The organism is Collinsella ureilytica (assembly GCF_019795105.1).
GTDB lineage: Bacteria > Actinomycetota > Coriobacteriia > Coriobacteriales > Coriobacteriaceae > Collinsella > Collinsella ureilytica.
Genome location: NZ_JAIMFO010000004.1, coordinates 410,527 through 429,142 on the forward strand (window position 1 = coordinate 410,527; position 18,616 = coordinate 429,142).

Genomic DNA, 18,616 nt, shown 5'->3' on the forward strand with positions numbered 1-18,616 from the left:
TCATCTTTTTTCTTCTCAACGGTAACAACGTTCGTTTTATCATGCTTGCGATAGATACGAAGAATCTAGCTTGCCTTGGAGTAGCTCACGTTCTCAACGCCGCCATCGGTCTCGACAACGGTCCAGCCATAGACACCTGCGTGAGGGAAGGTAAGCCCCTGAGTAACGTCGAACTTCAGGTTCTTAGTCAGTGTCGTGGTAGCACCGTTGACTTTCTTCATGATGAAGTTGCCATTACCCGTACCAATGGTGATCGTCTTGGCATCAATCGTCGGAGTCTCCTCAGCGGTAGCTGCGCCGTCCTCACCATTGAGGAACAGGGGCGTAAAGGTGAAGGTGAACTCCTGACCTGTGGGCAGGGCAGTTGTTGCACCCTGGAGGGTCTTGGTGATCGTCACCTCATTGTTATTGGACGTCGGTACGCCCTCTGCAAATACAGGAGTGCTAAAGCCCAGCACCGCTACCAGTGCAAGCAGCATAGCTGCGAAGCGACCCACCCCGCTTTGCTTCCAGATACCTTGAACTTTCATGCTTTCTTCCTTTCCGTTCTTTCATCCCAGCGGCCTTGTAGAAGAAGTCAAAGCCGCCCCGGTATCCCAACACCCACGCGCAGGGATGTATAAGGGCTCATGAGCGCCACGCAGATCCGACCAAACCAGCGGTTCCGATCGGTTAGAACCAACCTCGTTGAATTTGCATTCATTGAGGTTGCTCCCGTTCAAGCTCAACCGCTTCCAGGTAGCTCACCCGGTAGCCGTCGCACTTAAACGACCTACACCGCCCGTGTACGCAGGATGGCAACAACCTTTCCTTCGGTTTTTGCGATATCAACGCAACCAAGGATCCGGCTATCGCTTGCTTGCTCACGGTTATCGCCTAGAAGAAAGACCTGGCCTTCTCCGACGGTAAGTGGAAATGTCACGCCTCCAACCACTTGGGTGGTGGCTCCAAAAACGCCTGATTCTTGTTGTAGTGATCCGTTTACAACCAAGCCTGATCGGTGATATTTACCGTATCTCCGGCTTGTGCCACCACACGAGATGCCATACGATTGCCGTCGTATACAAAGGCAACTGCATCATGAGCATGGAATTTTTTATCTAAACGGTAGGAAATGATCATGTCTCCATCTTTGATCTGGGGCGACATTGAAATGTCCGTACAACGAAAGGCTCCAAAAACAAAAGAGAACACAATCGTGAAAATGGCAGCTGCTAGTGCTATCTTAAACAGAAGGGATGCGATGTCGGCAGAAAGCGGACGAACGTGTCCGGCTGGCTGGACAGCTGTATATGCTGCGGCATGCTGTCCGCGCCCTTTCACCTTAAATCGCCCCCTCACGAGTATCATTTTCAATCCATGATAGGGCACCCCCTGCGCAAGAAACAATTTCCTAAAAGCGTCGTTATCGCGATTCGGCGCGTAGGGGATTTTTAGATATGTGCAGGTAATGTGGAGCGCTGGCAAAAATCCAGAACTGTAAGAAAAACGATAAATTTGTTTCTTTTAGTGTACTTCCACGAAGCGCACACGGTTTTGAGGGCTCTCGTCCGACATCATGGGGGGCACCTAGGCCTCATCTTCCTCATCGGTAGCGCCCGGCACATACTCCGCGCCACCGAGCAGCCAGCGGTGATAGCCCACCACAAAGGGATCGAGGTCACCGTCTTCTAGAACGGCCTCCACGTTGCCTGTCTCTACGCCCGAGCGCAGATCCTTAACCATCTGATAAGGATAAAGAACATAACTTCTAATCTGATTACCAAAGCCTGCTGCTTGCTTGGGACCTCGAATCTCATCGAGCTGCTCCGCACGACGTTCAAGTTCCAGCTCATACAGACGAGCTTTTAAGATCTGCATAGCGGCAGCCTTGTTTTGAATCTGAGAACGCTCGTTTTGGCAGGTAACCACAATATTGGTTGGAAGGTGCGTGATGCGCACGGCAGAGTCGGTCGTATTTACGCCCTGACCACCCGGTCCACTGGCGTGATATACATCAATCCGCAGATCATCTTGGGCAATATCAATCTCAATATCGTCAGGCAACTGCGGAATAACCTCAACACCAGCAAACGAGGTCTGACGACGCTTTTTTGCATCAGTGGGAGAGATACGTACCAAGCGATGCACACCAGCTTCTGCGCGCAGCATACCAAAGGCGTCTTTACCCTCAACGGTAAAGGTTGCGCGATCAATGCCGATAACCTCAGCTGCCGGGCAATCGTTAATGGTTACCTTCCAGCCGCGACGCTCACAGTATCTGAGATACATCTTGAGCAGCATAGAAGCCCAGTCTTGCGCTTCCAGGCCACCTTGCCCCGGCTTAATGGTTACGATGGCGCTCCCGTGATCAAACTCACCGGTAAACCAACTCGTAAGCTCCATATCATCAAGGGCTCGAGTCAGTGCGGCAGCACCAGCGGCTGCCTCATGAGCAAGCTCTTGGGCGTCATCGCCATTCATCTCTTCTGCCAGCTCAAGGGCAGCACGGATATCAGCAAGGTGCTCACGAGCCTGCTCAATCGAGGAAACATCATCTTTTGCTCGGGACAGCTCGGCCATAACCGAGCGCGCAGCATCTGCATCATCCCAAAAGCTCGGCTCAGCGCTTTTGCGCTCCAGCTCCGACACACGCGCCCGCTTCTCCTCAACATGCAGGTACTGCTCAACCTCAGCGAGGCGATCTGCCATCGCATCAAGGTCAGCTGCAGTAACCTCAGCTGAATCGATATCGGACTCAGATGCCATTAGCGATTCCTCCCATGGCAGTTTTTGAATTTTTTACCGCTGCCACAAGGGCATGGATCATTTCGGCCAACTGAGGCATAGGCGTCTCCGCTCTCTGCCTTTACATAGGTGCGCACCGATGAACCAGCGCCGCCCTCGCCTTGCGGAGCTCGGCCAGCAACACGGTCTACACTCGCCGCTGCCTCGCGCCGAAAGGTTGAGGATCCAGAATCTCCATCAACCTGAGCAGGTCCTGAGAAGGATGCTCCGGCAAGCGACGGTACCTCTGCAGATGCAGGAACCGCACGCGGCGCCTCGGCAACCTCAATGCGAAGCACCGTTCTGAGATAGTCCTCATACATGGTATCAACCAAGATATGGAAGGCCTGGAACGCCTCGCTCTTATACTCAACAAGAGGGTCGCGCTGGCCAAAGCCACGCAGGCCAATGCCCTGCTTTAAGTAGTCCATCTCCTGGAGGTAATTCATCCAGCGCGTATCAATAACGCGAAGCATGACCTGGCGGTTCAACTCGCGCATGAGCTCCTCGCCCAAGCGAGCAGACTTCTCTGCGTAGAGCTTCTCTACCACAGCGAGCACCTCATCGATAACCTTCTCAGGCGCACCATCTTCGGGAACTGCCAGATTCGGTCTGCCGGTAAGCTCTACCATCCAGCGATGCAGGGCATCCAAATCGTGCTCATCGCGGGCGTCGGGCAGAGCAAACTCGCCTACGCAGCGGCGAACGGTATCGTGAATGACCTCGTCTACATGCTCAGAGAGATCCTTGCCATCCAAGATCTTATTGCGCTCGGTATAGATCACCTGGCGCTGCTTGTTCATAACGTCGTCGTACTCAAGAACGTTTTTACGCATCGAGAAGTTGATGCTCTCAACTTTTCGCTGGGCACCCTCGACGCTCTTCGAAATAATCTTGTGCTGAATCGGCAAATCCGCCATATCAGAGCTGACCATCATCTTAGAGACGCGATCCATGCGGTCTCCGCCAAAGAGGCGCATGAGGTCGTCTTCGAGTGAGAGATAAAACTGCGTCTCGCCCGGGTCGCCCTGACGACCAGCACGGCCTCGCAGCTGATTATCAATACGGCGTGACTCGTGGCGCTCGGTACCAATAACCGTAAGACCACCAGCTTGGAGCACCTGCTCGCGCTCAGCAGCACAACGAGCACGCGCGGTTTTTTCTGCCTCTTGCAACGCTTTCGCAATGGCATCGAGCGCTTCTTGCTCAACCTCAAGACCAAGTGCCGCTAAATCTGCAGGCGTAATGCGAGCGGGATTTCCTAGCAGAAGAATTTGGGCAAGCGTGGGCTGATCAATGCCAAAATCCAAGCCCATAATCTCTTCGCGAGCAAGCTCGTCGGGGTTGCCGCCGAGCAAAATATCGGTACCACGACCAGCCATATTCGTTGCAATGGTAACGGCACCTAAGCGACCTGCCTGAGCTACGATATGCGCCTCGCGCTCGTGGAGCTTAGCGTTCAAGATCTCGTGGCGAATACCGCGCTTGTTCAACAGGCGAGACAGCCGCTCTGAGCTCTCGATTGAAACCGTACCTACCAGCACGGGCTGACCCTTGGCGTGGCGCTCGCTTACATCGTCTGCCACTGCCTCAAATTTGACAGCCTCAGTGCGATAGACCAGATCCTCGTGATCCTTACGAATCACCGGACGGTTTGGCGGAATGACCTGAACCGGAAGCTTATAAATCTCGCGGAACTCAGCGTCTTCCGTAAGAGCTGTACCGGTCATGCCTGAGAGCTTAGTGTAGAGGCGGAAGTAGTTTTGCAGCGTAATGGTGGCAAGCGTTTGATTTTCTTCACGAACCAGCACACCCTCTTTGGCCTCAATTGCCTGGTGCAAACCCTCAGAGTAGCGCCGACCTTCCATAATACGACCCGTGAACTCATCGACGATCTTAACCTCGCCGCCTGTGACCACATACTGCTTATCGCGGTGGAACATGTATTGAGCCTTCAAGGCCTGCTGCAGGTGATTGACCAGCTGGCCAGAAAGATCTGCGTAGATGTCTTCTACGCCAAGACGGGACTCGATCTTTTTGAGACCTCGATCGGTTGCGGCAATGGTGTGCTTTGCCTCATCCATAACAAAGTCGCCCGTAGGCTCAACCGGCTCGCCGCCCATCAGCGCATCAAACGGAACTTCCTCGCCGCGCTCAAGACCCCTGACCGCGCGAGCAAAGTCTTTATAGGTTGTGGCGCTCTTGGTTCCCGCACCAGAAATAATGAGCGGGGTACGCGCCTCGTCAATCAGGATCGAGTCAACCTCGTCCACGATGGCATAGGCATGGCCGCGCTGCATACGCTGCTCAGCGCTGACAACCATATTGTCACGCAGGTAATCAAAGCCGAACTCTGAGTTCGTGCCATAGGTAACGTCTGCTGCGTAGGCGGGGCGCTTTTGCTCAAGTGCCATGCCGTTTTGGAGTAGGCCAACGCTCATGCCTAAGAAGCGGTAGATCTGACCCATCCACTCAGAGTCACGCTTTGCCAGATAGTCGTTAACCGTCACGATATGGACGCCCTCGCCAGCAATGGCGTTCAGATAACCGGCGAGCGTGGAGACCAAGGTCTTGCCCTCGCCCGTTTTCATCTCAGCAATCTGACCGGCGTGCAAGGCCATAGCGCCGATGAGCTGAACATCGAAGTGGCGCATGCCAAGCGTGCGCTTAGAAGCCTCTCGAACCGTTGCGAAGGCTTCAGGCAGCAGGGCATCTAAGGTCTCACCGGCGGCGTAGCGCGTGCGAAAGTCTGCCGTTTTGGCGCGCAGATCTGCATCGGAGAGCTGCTCAAATGATGGCTCGAGCGCGTTGATTTGCTCGACGATCTTGCGGTAGCGCTTCAAATCTTTATCGGCGCCGAAGGAGAGTAGCTTAGAAACGAATCCCATGTGGTTTTCCCTTACTCGAAAAACGCTGAATCGCACTAACTCTAGCTGCTCGGTCGCTTTGAAGTGCGCACAATGCATGTACGCACGGAGAAACCACGGACATATCGACATCTGTCGCATATGTGGGCAGTGCGGGCGGGGTTACGTGGGTGGGGCGGGGTGAGGGTGGCGGCGTAGCTGGCGCGTGCGAGGTGGTGTGGGTGAGGCGGGCGACGATGTATACAAAGCTTGAAAACGCCAGTAAAGCCCAGACGGGGGTTTGTATTAGTACATTTATTGTCCTCTAGACACAGATTTGACGCGAAGTGCAGGCAAAAATGGTCGCAACGACACCAAAACGTACACCCCACCCGTTTTTCCCAACAAAAAAGCTCGCACCCATGAGCGAATGCGAGCACGGACGCTCCACGCGCTCTCCCGACAAAAAGGCACGCACCCGTTTGTGGACGCAAGCACGGACGCCTCACACGTTCTTCCCAACAAAAAAGCTCGCACCCATAAGTGGATGCGAGCCTGTTACGAACGAATGTATGCGCTCGGGCTTTGCTCTTGTAGCAAACTTGGACGTTAGCTGAGCAGCACAAGACTTGTACTGTGAACACGAGCCTACTTGCTCAACAACGACCTTGCACCTCGTGCATTGAAGAACCTACTCAGCAGCAAGGACCTTGCGCTCCGAGCACGAGTTTGCTTACTCAGCAGCCTCGGTGGTCTCCTCAGCAGCAAGAGCGGCAGCCTCGGGAGTTGCCTCCTCAGCAGCGGCCTCAGCAGGAGCGGCGGCAGCAGCCTCCTCGGCCTTCTTAGCAGCCTCGGCAGCATAACGCTCAGCACGCTTGGCCTTCTCAGCAGCCTTTGCCTCACGCTCGGCAGCCTTTTGAGCGGCAGCCTCCTCAGCGGCCTTCTGACGCTCGGCGCGCTTAGCAGCCTCACGATCGAGAGCGGCCTGGGCAGCACCACCAAACTTGCTGGAGAAGCGCTGGACGCGTCCGCCGGTGTCTACAAACTTCTGCTGACCGGTGTAGAACGGATGGCACTCATTGCAAAGCTCGACGTGAATCTCAGCCTTGGTTGAGCGAGTCTTGAAGGTGTTTCCGCAGCTGCACTGCACCGTGCAGTCTACGTACTCAGGATGGATTCCAGGTTTCATGGCAGGGCTCCTCTTGTCTCGTGTTCTGGTTACCGACCAGAACGAAAGGGTGCCTTGGTTTCCGACCAAGGCTCGTTACAGCAGTTGAGTAGTGTAACACAGCCGTAAAAACTTTCGATATGCGCACAGGAATTTCGCAGGCGGACACCAACGAGGGCGGCGACACCACTTGTCAGGGCACCACTTGTCGAGACGCCACTGATTGGTCACCACTGGCGGGGTGCTTTGAGGCTATGAGAGACACCACTAATGGGCACTGAGAGTTTGACGGACTTATTACGTGCCGTGTGCATCATTTACCGAATACACCACTGATTGAGCACCCCACCTGTCAGAGCCGCCATTTGTTGGGCGCTGAAAAGTTTGCCGGGTCATCATTTGTCGAAGAGCATCACATCAAAAAGCGCCACTCGCCCACAAGCATTGCTTCTCTGGTTTCAAACTGAGTTTTGGGCATACAAAAGCCCAGACTCGGTACAATGGATGAACTGCGTCACGAGCACACTCGCAGACGCCAACGCAGAACGATCGAAGGTACGCACGTCATCATCAGCGTCGATACGATCGCGAATCAGCTCGTCGCCAGCATAAGCAAAACACGAGCAAGCCCGCAGAAGCGTATGCTGGTGAGATGCACGTGAGCTTCAGGCACGTACGTTGGCAACCTACGATCTCTGCACCGACGCTTCGTAAACTATCCGAATGCAGCACAGGAGGATCCATGGCAGAAACCTCGTCCAACCGCATTGTTATTACCGTCTTGGGCAAAAACCGCGCCGGCATTGTGGCGGCTGTTGCCCAGATCTTAGGTGACGCCTCTGTGGATATTAAAGACATTACTCAAAGCATCGTGGGTGACATCTTTACCATGACCATGATCGCTGATCTTGAAGGAGCGTCCACCACCTTCGCGGATCTCCAGGCAAGTCTCGCTCAGGCAGCGGAGGAGGTTGGGGTTTCCATCCAAATGCAGCGCGAGGATGTCTTCAACTTCATGTATCGCCTCTAAGCTGTGCGGTCTTGGAGAATCACTCGACCTCTCAGCCGTTCGATCCTGGAGAATCACTCGGCATCGTTGACCTGCTGGGTGATGATATCCACAAGCAGCGTGCAGGGAAAGCAGCGAGTAACACGAACGAGGCGCACGTGCGCAAGCAAGGTGTAGAGGAAAGCAGCGAGTAGCGCGCATGAGGCACACATCCGCAAGCAAGGTGTAGAGGAAAGCAGCTCTTACCACGCACGCAAGCCACACATCCGCAAGCCGCACGCACGCGAGAACACTGGAAGGGAGGGCATCGTGCCCTATACGACCCAAAATATCCTGTATCGGTTTGACGACGCCCTCTCTCGTCTGGTCGTAGACTATGAGGCAAGCCGCCAGATCACCCCAGAAAGCATGCGGCTCTACCAGGGTGCTGCCATCCAGGAATACGACGAGGATCTCTTCTTTCGTCATAACGTTAAACGAGGACTTCGCAATAGCGACGGATCAGGTGTGGTAGCGGGTCTTACTCGTATTGCCGACGTTCACGGATATGTGCGCGAGGGAGGCCGCGTTATCCCCGATGAGGGTCGACTATCGCTTCGCGGCTATGACATTGAAGACATCATTACCACCACGCGCGAAGAAGACCGCTTTGGCTACGAAGAAGTGGCCTATCTTTTGCTCACCGGTGCCCTTCCTAACGAGATTGAGCTGAAGGACTTCCTTGATCGTATAGGAGCAAACCGCCATATCTCTGAAGGGTATCTCACGCAGTTTCCCACCTCTACCCTCTCAACAAGCATCATGAATGTGCTTGCCCGCGCCGTGCTGTTACTCTACGCCTTTGACGCAGACCCCGACGATACCTCGCCTGAGCACGAGATGGACATCGCAGTTTCGCTCCTCGCGCGCCTACCACGGATCGCGGCTATCGCACACGCCTCTGCTTCTGCTCACCAAGAAGGACGGCGCGCGGTCATCCCTTCGTCTGATGCCTCGCTCTCAACTGCCGAGACTATTTTGCAAGTACTGCGTGAAGACGGCTGCTTTACGCACGAGGAAGCAATGTTGCTCGACGTTATGTTGATGCTCCACGCTGAACATGGCGGCGGTAATAACTCAACCTTTGCCTGCCGCGTACTCTCGAGCTCTGCTACGGATGCCTATTCCACCTATGCAGCCGCCATCGGCTCACTCAAAGGCCCGCGCCACGGAGGCGCAAATGCCAAGGTGGTCGACATGCATCGCGATATTCGCGACCATGTAACAAACTGGGAAGATGAGGATGAGCTGGCTGCCTATCTGGAAAAGATCCTCCGCCGCGAGGCCTTTGATGGTAGCGGCTTAATTTATGGGATGGGGCACGCCGTATACACCCTGAGCGACCCCCGCGCCCAGCTCTGTAAGCGCTACGCCAAGCATCTCGCTGAAACCAAGGGGTTGGGAGCTGAGTTTGGCTTAATTGAACGCATTGAGCGGCTCGCCCCTGTCGTTATGCGTGACGTTCGGAACATGAATAAGCCAATCTGCGCCAATATTGATCTTTATACCGGATTTATCTATTTCATGCTCGGCATTCCCGAGGCGCTGTTTACGCCACTTTTTGCCGTGGCACGCATGGCTGGCTGGTCAGCGCACCGAATGGAAGAGCTCTTTGGAGCCCATCGGATTATCCGCCCCGCCTATAATCCGGTGCTCGAGGAGCGCACCTATATTCCCCTCACCGAGCGTCCGCTTGTTTTTCCCACGGATGATAACGTCGAGCGCGCTGAGGACAGCGGCACCGGCGAGTGTGAGCAAGCAAGCAACACCGAGGGCAGCAACAGAGAGCGCGCACAAGCAAACAATACCGACACCATCGGAGAGCACGCAGCAGCAAACGATGTTCACGACAACTCGGCAGACGACAGGACAGACCATGATCATCTTTTCTGATCTTGACGGCACCTTTCTCACCACGAACAAAACGATGAGCGCGGCAAGCGAGCGTGCCCTTGACGCCTTAGCTCAGGCAGCTATTGAGTTTGTCCCCTGCACCGGGCGGGCAGCAGGCGGCATTCCGGCACCGATTCTTGCGCACCCCGCAGTTCACTATGTCATCACTGCCAATGGAGCTGCAATTCTAAAACTCTCCTCAGCCCATCCTACCAAGCTCGAGGCCGCCCAGTACCTCTCCAGCCGTCCGCTCGACCGAAAGAAAGCCCTGGCAGTTTGGGAAGTTGCTCAAACACGAGACGTGACCTTTGATATCTTTGCCGATGGAGCCTGTCTTACCCGTCGCGATCAGTTTGAACGCCTGGGTGAATTTGTTCCTGACCCTCATGTACTTGCTGGCATGAGACGCACGCGCACCCCAATTGACGAGGATCCAGCTGAGATTATTCCCCGCGTTGAGCTGCTCGAGCGCGTCGCCATGTATTGGAAAGACCCGGCTGATCGCGATGCCGTGATGAAGGGTCTTGCAAACATTGCAGACATTGAAGTTACCCGCTCATATCCGGTTAACATCGAGGTCATGGAGGGAGGAACCACCAAAGGCCGAGCTCTTGAGTGGCTCTGCCGCTATTTAGGCGAGGATGTACAACATACCTGGGCATTTGGAGACAACCTTAACGACGTAGAAATGCTCACACGCGCTGGCACCGGCGTTGCTATGGCCAATGCAGAGGCAGAAGCAGCAGCTGTTGCAGATCTCACCTGCGCCACCAACGATGAAGATGGGGTTGCTCAAACGATTATGGAACTCCTTGGTCGCTCGTCTGCGAGCATAGCGTGCAAGTAGCCCATCGCCACGAGCACAAGCACTCAGACCGTCACCGCATGAATGCACGCACCTAAGGCAGCAAGGCGCGCCTCCTCATCGGGGCTAAACGTCCGCGTCGTTATGACCTCCGTATACGCCGCGAGCGAGTTCACCTTCAGCAAGGCCTTGCGATTGAACTTAGAAGCATCGGCAACTAAATACGAACGCTCAGAGCCCGCAATAACCGTGCGCTTCATCGTCACCTTGTCCATGGTTGGTGTGAGCACATTGAAATCACGGCTAATTGAGGCAACGCCTAAAAACGCACAATCAAACTGAACATAGCCCACCATCTGATTCGCAAACGTTCCCACCACGCATCCCGTTTCGCGCTGAACAAAGCCACCACAGCACATCACCTCAGCGTCAGAGCACTGCGTAAACAAAAAGGCGATCTTAATGTCAACGGTTACCACGGTAAGATCGGGCACATCGAGGATTCTCCGGGCAATCTCAAAGGTCGTGGTACCTGCGTCCAAAAATACCGTATCACCCGAATGAACGAAATCAGCAGCAACCTCGGCAATGGCACGCTTCTCTCCCACATTATCGGCACGCTTGAGCTCATAGCCGCGCTCACGCCCTCGGCTCGCAGCTCCGTGCACACGAGAGATCGACCCCTCAGACTCCAGACGTTCAAGGTCGCGCCGAATGGTCATCGGGCTCACCTCTAACAGCTCAGCCAGGCGCTGCACTTGGATGCGGCCGCCCTCTGAGATCAGCTGGACAATACGCTCCCTGCGTTCTTCTGCGTATTCCGTCATCGGATCCCCCTCAAAAAGCACGCGACCGGAACCAGCACGAGGCCGGCTCCGGGCAGACCCGTTGCCTAGAGTGTATCAGGCAACAAAGTTGGGAGCATACTTTGCCGCAAGCATAATGGCCTCTGCCATGCTGACCTCACTTGCGATATTCTTGCCTGCAATATCCATAGCAGTGCCGTGGTCAACCGAGGTGCGAAGGATAGGCATGCCGTTGGTGATGGCAATCGTGCGCTCAAAGTCAAGCGTCTTCGTCGCAATATGGCCCTGATCATGGTAGAGCGAAAGCACGCTCGTAAACCGTCCTTGCAAGGCCATATGAAAGACCGAGTCTGCACCGATGGGGCCCACTACGTTATAACCCTCTGCCTGCAGCTTCTCTACCGCTGGGTAGATTGCGCGCATCTCCTCATCGCCAAATAAACCATGCTCGCCACTGTGAGGATTCAAGCCCGCAATTGCCATCGTGCCTTCCTCGGCACCTAAACGCCGCAGAGCCTCCGTACAACGACGCACATAGTCAGTAACGCGCTCTTCGGTCACCATATCGCAGGCCTGACGCAGCGACACATGGCGAGACAGGAAGAAGACACGCATGCCGCGAACCTCAAACATGGTCAGCGGATCTTCGGTATTCGTGAGCGCACCAAAGATCTCAGTGTGGCCAATATACGGAATATCTGCTGCGCGCAACGCCTCCTTATGAATAGGGGTTGTGGCAACAGCATCTACCTCGCGATTCATAGCAAGGGTAATGGTGCGCTCAATATAGTCATACGCCGCTTGGCCGCACATGGCTGAGATCTCACCAAAATGGAAGCGCTCCATGTCCACATTATCAAGGTCGATCAGGTTCAACACCCCACCTTCCCAAACAGCCTCTGCCGGCTTGGAAATAATCTGCAGCTTCAAGTCAACGCCGGTAAGCTCAATAGCGCGGCGAACTACCTTGGCATCTCCTACCACCACACAGCGCGCCTTGGCAGCTACCTCAAGACTCGCAACCGACTTGACCGTAATCTCCGGGCCAATGCCAGCAGGGTCTCCCAGAGGAATCGCAATGATGGGTTTCATACATGCTCCTTTCGAGGCGGTAGCTTTGGCTACCAGCCAATAATAGTGCTAGAGAATGGCGTTCATAATGAGCAGGGTGATGAGGGCAGTAAACCCTACTAAGGTGGAGGTTACCGACCATACCCGCATCTGCTCAGGGGTTTCTTCAATTCCAATCGTCTCGTTGATCACCCAGAAATATGAGTCATTAAAGTGAGAGAACGGCAGAGCACCTACGCAGGCAGCCAAGGCAGCGAGTGCCGGGTTCAAACCTAGAACCGGAACCATGGGTGCCACCACCGAAGCTGCCGTCATCATGGCTACCGAGCCTGACCCTTGTGCTACGCGCAGCAACAGCGCAATGAGGAAGGGCAGCAAGATCGGCGGAATCGGAGTTGCCATAATGCTTTGTGCAATATAGTCACCCAAGCCGCTCACCTGAATAATGCGACCTAAGGCCCCGCCACCACCTACCAACAGCATCAGCTTGCCTGAAGCCTTGAGACCCTCTTCCATTGCCGCCAGCGTTTCTGCAGTGCTGAACTGGCGCGTCAAACCAAAGATTGCAACCAGCAAACCCATAGCCAACGCAAAGACGGGCTGACCCAAAAGGTCAATCACAGGATGCTCAATGCCAAGCTGAGCTAAGACAGTCTTCATCAAAATGAGCAGGATGGCAGTCAAAATGGGAGCGAAGGCCACGAGCGCAGACATATGCTCCCCTGCCTGCTCAGTCTCTTCTTCATCTTCTAAGCTTTGAGCGAGCGCCTCAGCGGCTGCTCGGTCGCGCGTCCATCCCTCGCCTGCATCGGGTACCTGAAAAATCTGCTTGCCTACCCAGTTGGCATAGATCACACCCACCACAATGAGCGGTATCGACACGATCGTGCCATAGAACATAAAGGTGCCAATGTTTACGCCTAAGATTCCAGCTACGCCAATCGGCCCTGCTGCCGGAGGAACAAGCGAGTGGCTCGCTACCAAACCAACAGCCAACGCAATACCTAAGGTAACCACCGACTTTGCCGAGCGGCGCGAGAGCGCTTTCGTAAGCGGTGCCAAAATGATAAAGCCCGAGGTACAAAAGATCGAAAGCGAGGTCACAAAGCCGGAAAGCGCCAGTGCCTCTGATTCCCGGTTACGCCCAAAGAGGCGAATAAAGGTACCGGCCATCACATTGGTTGCGCCTGAGATCTCAAGCAACTTGCCGAGCATGACACCAAAGCCGATGATGATGCCAATGCTTGAAAGCGACGATCCAAAGCCGGTCGTAATCGCGGTCATCGCGTCGTTGACTTCCATGCCCCCTGCAAGGCCAATGAAGATCGCGCAGAGAATGACCGCTAGAAACACGTGTACTCGCGTCTTGGTAATGAGGATGACGAGCGCTGCGAGGCCTATCACCAAACTGAGCAGCATCCGAATGCCATCGTCCATGGTGTCTCCTAATCTAAAAAACAAAGGTTACTTGATACGACAGTCTCGGCTATCGCGCCTTTGTCTTGCTTACTTGATCTTTTCTTTGAGGTAGTCCACGCATTGGAAGAGGGTGTCTTCTTTGCCCACAAGGCCACCCTTGGTAACAACCGGCATCTGAGGCCGAGTGCCGCCCGCCAAGCGAGAATAGATCGCCAGCGGAATGACCTCCATCTTTACGTCAAAGCCGGAGATGCCCAAGCGCTCACAAATGGCGATTGAGACATCGCCGCCCGAGGCATACAGTCCACCAATGCGCTCGCCAGACAGTTCCAAGATGCGCTCGGATGCCTCAGCAAGGGCGGCCGTGATGGTTGTTGCACACTCACGACGACTCATGCCAGCAGTGGCTGGAATATCGTCAAAATTCAAAAGATCAGCAGCAGATTCTGTGGTAACAATCGCTAAGATTTGTCGGTCTTGCGCCGAGGTGATCGCCTCTACCAGCCGATTAATTTCTTCTGCGCGGGTCTTGGGTTCAAAGAAACGCGCAACTTCTGCCTTCACCACAAAGGGGTCGTCCTTCGCACGAAGATAGGCAATCTGCTTTTGTGTTAGCTCAGTGGCAGAGCCAACCACACAAAGGATCGACTGCTCAGTCTCATATTTCGCGCGATTAAAGGTGTAGTCTGCCAGAGCTGCAGTAAACGAACCGGGGTCAATCGCCACAATCTTTTCGCCGCTCGCAGCACAGCATGCTGCAATGGCACGAATATCATGAGGTGTTGCCGCATCAATAACAACGACTCGGTGCTTCTTGAGCACCTCATGCAGCTCCTCAAGCAAGCCAAGTGAGGGACCGGCTACTACCTCAAGGCCAATATAACCAACCTCGTGGCGCGTTTGCTGGCGCACGATTGAGGTCACGCGTGAGGTCGTTATTGGCGTAATGGGATCACGGGAGACCTCAGTCAGCTGAAGCGGCACACCATGCACAAGCAGAATATCGCCAACACAGCTGCGGCCAGAGCCGGGAAAGGATGCAACCACAATAGCGTGGTAGTCCTCGCCCAAATGGTCCAAAATGGCATCGATCTCTGCTCCCACATTGCCACGCAGTGTTGAATCGATGCGCTTGCTCCATAGCATATCGGGGTGGTGTGGAAAGAGAGCGGCGGCAGAGCGCACTGCCTCATAGGCATCTTCGGCAGACATTGCCCGGCTGTCTGTACTCACACAGAGCGTGTTAAAGGAGGAAAAATCCTCCATCCGATCGCGTTTGATAACGGTGCCAACGTGGAACCCATCTTGGGCAAGAATGGCTCCCGTATCATTTGCACCCGTAAGGTCATCGGCGATGATGACGGTCTTGAGCATCGAGCACCCCTCCCTACCTCGCATATGCGAGATACCTATCCTGCGGGAGCACAGTGCCCCCATACCATTCGGACAGTGTATCGAGCACAAAGATGAGGTTTGAAAAGTGTTCGTTTAGAGCGATCGCGAGCGCACATGGCCTCACAAACGAACAGCGAAGGTGCTTGTAATCAGGACAGGTTGAGGGAGCCGCCACTTAAAGCGGTCGCCCCGGGCATCTACCTAGAACAGAAACGCTCAGAGCGGTGGGCACTGAGTTTGGCCGCGCAAGGCAGTCGCTTGGAGCGGGTGCGCACACTCGGGTGCCGCTCAAGGCGGTCAGCACTCAAGGCGGTCGCCACCGAGCGTAGCCACGAAGGGTTTAGGACAGGTTCTCCAAAATACGACGCATCTCAGCCTGAACCGCCTGCTCGGTGTTTTTACCAATCACCCGATCTGCAACAGCTTTGAGAGCCGGACGGCCATTGGCCATCGCACAGCCTACGCCTACGAATCGAATAATCTCGTAGTCGTTCATGGAGTCGCCGAAGGCCATAACTTCCTCGCGCTCAATGCCGTAGTACTCCATGATCTGATTGATACCCGATGCCTTGGAGATTCCTGGCTGCATGCAGTCAATATAGGAGCTTCCCGAGGGAGCGAAGGTAAAGAGATCGCCCAGCTCACGCTGGAGCACATAGGCGTTATCCATCACGTTGCCATCATCGCAAAAAATGGTTGCCTTCAAAATATTGACTTCAGGGCTTGGCAGTTCATAGATCCGCTCAACATTGGGCAGATCCTTATCCAGCTCGCGAATGAACTTATCCTCATCGTCAAGCAAGAAAGACTTCACACGATCGAAAAGAGCAAGGTGCATATTGGGAAACATCTTGACTGTCCGAGCAAGCTTTTTAATGGCGAGGTGGGAATACACCTCGCGGTCAATCTGCTCGCCTTCAACATAGACCTGGGCACCGTTTGACGCTACAAAGTCCATACGGTCTTTAACCGGGGCAAAAAACTCGCACAGTCGATCAAAACGGCGGCCAGATGAGGCTGCAAAATGCACGCCGCGCTCACGCAAGGCCAAGATGAGTTCAAATGTTTCTGCTGGTACTTCACTGTGCTCGTCTAAGAGCGTGCCATCCATGTCTGATGCAATGAGTTTAATCATGTCTCCTCCTTTTGGGAGTTTTACGTCTATGTCGTACGTCTTGGTTCCGTCAGTATCTTATCGTCTCTATCTGCCGTACAGCCCAGCAGACTGAATTGGTCATATGCACGCCCTGGCGCACAGGCTCACGCGCAGGTACACACGTGCTGAGGTGCGTACTCGCCGAGCTCTGTGTACCCGATTCAGCATACCCTAGGAGCACAAAAGCTTTGCCGACGCTTGGCGAAGAGACGAAACCCTCCATGTTGTACGTCTGTACAGATCAGCATGTCGCTAAGCAAAACGAGTGCAATCTTTGCCTCGTGTATGATTTAGAGCGCTCAAAAAACGAAGGAACAAAACCCTTCATCCAATTACCGACACATAGACTCTTCTGGCACGCTACCATAAGACTATCACCGCTTGATCACCGCCCTTGAGAGGAGCCCTTAATGTCTCAGCCTGAGCTCGCCCGCCTCATTGATGCCGCTCAAGGTCGTATGTTGGCCGATACCCTTTTTGTGAATGCCCGCATTGTAGATGTCTTGGGAAATCGCATTGCTCCAGGTCAAGTTGCCGTCAAAGACGGGGTTATTGTGGGCGTTTTATTTGGAGACCGCGAGCCTGACTGCGCCGCTGGCTATGAGGCACATGAAGTGATTGACTGCCAGGGTCGCCTACTTTGCCCGGGCTTTATTGACGGACACCTTCATATTGAAAGCTCCAATATTCGCCCCTCCGAATACGCTCGTTTAGCACTCACGCGCGGCACGACCACCGCCATTGCAGACTCCCATGAGATTGCAAACGTATGCGGCTTAGATGGCCTCGCCTTCATGATTGAAGATGGAAAGCGCGCCCCCATTTCATTCAAGTTTATGATGCCTTCTTGTGTGCCAGCGCTGCCCGACGAACAAGCGGGTGCCACCATTAGCGCTGCAGACATGCTTGAGTTTATACAAGCTCGACCGGGTGAGGTCTTTGGCTTGGGCGAGATGATGAATCTCCCCGGCGTATTTTCCGCTGATCCAGAAACGGTGGCTCGGATTGAAGCAGCGAAAGCAACCACGTCCACCTTGGTTGATGGGCATGCTCCACTCGTAGCTGGCAGAGACCTCAATGCATACGCTACCTGCGGCATTATTGCCGATCATGAATCGACACTGCCCGAGGAGGCCTTAGATAAGATCTCTCGTGGCATGTATGTCATGCTCCGTGAGGGAACCTGCAGCCATGACCTAGAAAATCTCTCGCCACTCCTGCTGGAGAATCCAATGCGGGCGCGGCGCTGCTGCTTTGCAACTGACGATCGTGCACCCTCTGATGCCCTCGCCTCAGGGATGATTGATAATGCCTGCCGCGTAGCAGTTGAGGCTGGCATTGATCCGATCTTGGCTATTAGCATGGCAACCCTTTCTACCGCTGAGTGCATGGGACTTGAGCATGGAGCAAGTACGTTATCTCCGCTCGAGCGTCGAGGAGCCATTGCTCCGGGGCATCGTGCAGACATGTTGCTCCTTGATGACTTGACCTTTACCGCACCGCCGCATGCTGTTTTTGCTGCAGGAAGCCTAGTTGCTCGCGAGGGTACCTTTGTTGGTGAGATTGCACCCACGACCAAGGAGGTCGAGCGTCTCGAAGCACTATTGCATAGCTCCGTGAAGCTGCCTCAGCTCTCACGTGATGTATTTGATTATGAGTTCAAGCCTGGCGAGGCGGTGATTGATGTGATCCCCGGCCTTGCCGTCACCAAAACTGCCCGACCAGACGATGATGAGGGACTTCGCCGCATCATGTTACTTGAGCGCCATGGCCGAGGAGTAGCTGCGCAAGCAGCGGGAGCAGATGGCGAAAGACCTGCTGGCAGCGGCCTGATTGGCAAGCACATTGGTCGTGGCTGGGTACGTGGCTTTACCATTTCTGGAGGAGCAATTGCTTCAAGCATTGGTCACGATTCTCATAATATCTGCGTGGTGGGCGATAACCCCGACGATATGCTCGCAGCAGTTGAAGGTGTTGGCCAAGGCGGCTTTGTTATTGCACGAGATGGTCAAGTACGTGTGCGGATGGATCTTCCGCTGGGAGGTCTCATGTCTGATGGAACCGCAGAGGATGTAGCTCAAGAACATGAGGCCTTTGTAGCTGAGGCTCGTGCGCTCGGCATTCAAGAGCCTCTGGATCCGATCATGGGCATGATCTTTTTGCCGCTGCCGGTTATCCCTGAGCTGAGAATCCGTCCTGAGGGCATGTTTGATGTAACAACCTTCACGTACGCTCAGTAAGAA

Annotated in this window: 15 protein-coding genes; 4 read left to right on the forward strand and 11 right to left on the reverse strand. The window is 54.5% G+C overall.

Annotation, left to right across the window (positions count from 1 at the left end; translation table 11 throughout):
• Positions 1 to 65 precede the first annotated feature (65 nt).
• From K6V98_RS01845 to rpmE, 6 genes are all read right to left on the reverse strand, one after another.
• Positions 66 to 530, reverse strand: a complete 465-nt coding sequence (locus tag K6V98_RS01845; protein ID WP_222198833.1) for a hypothetical protein — start codon at positions 528 to 530, stop codon at positions 66 to 68.
• A 242-nt stretch (positions 531 to 772) separates the two neighbouring features.
• Positions 773 to 934 (reverse strand): S26 family signal peptidase, encoded by a 162-nt coding sequence (locus tag K6V98_RS08765; protein ID WP_371734511.1) that lies wholly within the window; start codon positions 932 to 934, stop codon positions 773 to 775.
• Positions 935 to 981: 47 nt separating this feature from the next.
• Positions 982 to 1,323, reverse strand: coding sequence for a S26 family signal peptidase (locus tag K6V98_RS01855; RefSeq protein WP_222198835.1), 342 nt, complete (start codon positions 1,321 to 1,323; stop codon positions 982 to 984).
• Positions 1,324 to 1,569: 246 nt separating this feature from the next.
• Entirely contained in the window at positions 1,570 to 2,748 is a 1,179-nt protein-coding gene (gene prfB, locus K6V98_RS01860) for a peptide chain release factor 2 (RefSeq protein ID WP_222198837.1), read from the reverse strand.
• Entirely contained in the window at positions 2,748 to 5,654 is a 2,907-nt protein-coding gene (gene secA / locus K6V98_RS01865) for a preprotein translocase subunit SecA (protein ID WP_222198839.1), read from the reverse strand. Before secA ends, prfB begins: the two co-directional genes overlap by 1 nt.
• Positions 5,655 to 6,345: 691 nt before the next feature.
• Entirely contained in the window at positions 6,346 to 6,801 is a 456-nt protein-coding gene (gene rpmE / locus K6V98_RS01870) for a 50S ribosomal protein L31 (RefSeq protein WP_222198840.1), read from the reverse strand.
• A gap of 721 nt (positions 6,802 to 7,522) precedes the next feature.
• Between rpmE and K6V98_RS01875 the strand changes: the two genes are divergently transcribed.
• The 3 genes from K6V98_RS01875 to K6V98_RS01885 all read left to right on the forward strand — a co-directional run bounded on the left by K6V98_RS01875 (position 7,523) and on the right by K6V98_RS01885 (position 10,568).
• Positions 7,523 to 7,810, forward strand: coding sequence for an ACT domain-containing protein (locus tag K6V98_RS01875; protein ID WP_222198841.1), 288 nt, complete (start codon positions 7,523 to 7,525; stop codon positions 7,808 to 7,810).
• 288 nt (positions 7,811 to 8,098) lie between these two features.
• A complete protein-coding gene (locus tag K6V98_RS01880; protein ID WP_371734500.1) occupies positions 8,099 to 9,721 on the forward strand; it encodes a citrate synthase in 1,623 nt (540 codons plus the stop codon).
• A complete protein-coding gene (locus K6V98_RS01885) occupies positions 9,705 to 10,568 on the forward strand; it encodes an HAD hydrolase family protein (protein WP_222198842.1) in 864 nt (287 codons plus the stop codon). Before K6V98_RS01880 ends, K6V98_RS01885 begins: the two co-directional genes overlap by 17 nt.
• Before the next feature lie 23 nt (positions 10,569 to 10,591).
• Here the strand turns inward: K6V98_RS01885 and K6V98_RS01890 are convergent, their stop codons facing one another.
• From K6V98_RS01890 to K6V98_RS01910, 5 genes are all read right to left on the reverse strand, one after another.
• Positions 10,592 to 11,353 (reverse strand): DeoR/GlpR family DNA-binding transcription regulator, encoded by a 762-nt coding sequence (locus K6V98_RS01890; RefSeq protein ID WP_222198844.1) that lies wholly within the window; start codon positions 11,351 to 11,353, stop codon positions 10,592 to 10,594.
• Between the two features lie 75 nt (positions 11,354 to 11,428).
• The gene (pdxA, locus tag K6V98_RS01895) at positions 11,429 to 12,424 is read right to left on the reverse strand and encodes a 4-hydroxythreonine-4-phosphate dehydrogenase PdxA (protein WP_222198846.1); all 996 of its coding nucleotides are present in this window, start codon (positions 12,422 to 12,424) and stop codon (positions 11,429 to 11,431) included.
• A gap of 48 nt (positions 12,425 to 12,472) precedes the next feature.
• Entirely contained in the window at positions 12,473 to 13,840 is a 1,368-nt protein-coding gene (locus K6V98_RS01900) for a GntP family permease (RefSeq protein WP_222198847.1), read from the reverse strand.
• A gap of 69 nt (positions 13,841 to 13,909) precedes the next feature.
• Positions 13,910 to 15,196 carry a four-carbon acid sugar kinase family protein gene (locus K6V98_RS01905; protein ID WP_222198848.1) on the reverse strand — a complete coding sequence of 429 codons (1,287 nt, stop codon included), beginning with the start codon at positions 15,194 to 15,196 and terminating at the stop codon, positions 13,910 to 13,912.
• Between the two features lie 361 nt (positions 15,197 to 15,557).
• A complete protein-coding gene (locus K6V98_RS01910; protein ID WP_222198849.1) occupies positions 15,558 to 16,352 on the reverse strand; it encodes a Cof-type HAD-IIB family hydrolase in 795 nt (264 codons plus the stop codon).
• Between the two features lie 431 nt (positions 16,353 to 16,783).
• Here K6V98_RS01910 and K6V98_RS01915 point away from each other — a divergent pair, with 431 nt between their 5' ends.
• Positions 16,784 to 18,613, forward strand: a complete 1,830-nt coding sequence (locus K6V98_RS01915; RefSeq protein WP_222198851.1) for an adenine deaminase — start codon at positions 16,784 to 16,786, stop codon at positions 18,611 to 18,613.
• The last annotated feature ends 3 nt before the right edge of the window (positions 18,614 to 18,616 follow it).